Source organism: Cellulomonas bogoriensis 69B4 = DSM 16987, assembly GCF_000767165.1.
GTDB lineage: Bacteria > Actinomycetota > Actinomycetes > Actinomycetales > Cellulomonadaceae > Actinotalea > Actinotalea bogoriensis.
Window position 1 is genome coordinate 1 of the sequence record NZ_AXCZ01000396.1, and the last position, 783, is coordinate 783.

General features: G+C 76.1%; 1 pseudogene. It reads right to left on the reverse strand.

What is annotated here, in order from left to right:
• Positions 1-111: 111 nt before the first annotated feature.
• A pseudogene (locus N869_RS18145) lies at positions 112-783 on the reverse strand (murein biosynthesis integral membrane protein MurJ); the annotation flags it as partial.

A 783-nucleotide genomic window follows, 5' to 3' on the forward strand; every position in this document is an offset into this window, starting at 1 on the left:
CCACCCGGACCGTCCATCCCCGCGCCTGCAGGCCGGCGGAGACCTGGGCCACGTGCCGGGCCACCCCACCCGCGCTCGTGCCCAGCACCTGGAGCACCCGTCCTCGTCCGGTCACCGCACCGTGCCCTTCCCGTCCCGTCCGCCACGTCCTACCACCCGCCGCAGGCGCCCTGCGGCCCCCGCCGCGGTCCCGCGGTCCAGCAGCAGCACCACGGCGACCATGAGCACCGCCGCACACAGCCCACCCACGACCCCGGACACCACAGGTACCGTCACCGCGTCGGTGACCCACCTGCCGACGAGGGCACCGCCGACCGCCCCCGCACCGGAGACCGAGACGGTGCGGGTCACCCCCCGTACCGACTGCACACCGGCGACGTGCCTCACGATCACCAGGAGCACCGCACCGGCGACGGTCATCCCCACGGTGTTGCCGGACGCGAGCCCGACGAGGGTCGCCCGACCGTCGCCGCCGTCGGGTGCCAGGGCGCGTACCGCGACCAGGGAACCGACCAGGACCGCGCCCCAGCCCGCGGCCACGCCGAACGCGACCGCGCGGGTGCGCTCCATCGCGAACAGCACCCGCGACAGCTGGAACACCAGCGCGTACCCGACCAGGCCGGGGGCGAGGATCGTGAGGGTCGGGGTCAGGGCCTCCATCGCCTGCTGGTCGCCGCTGACGTCCACGGCCCCGAACATCTGGGTGACCGCCGGTGCCGCGGCGGCGAGCACCGCCGCACCGAGCGCGCCGACGACCACCACCGCCCGGGTGCCCGCGGAGAC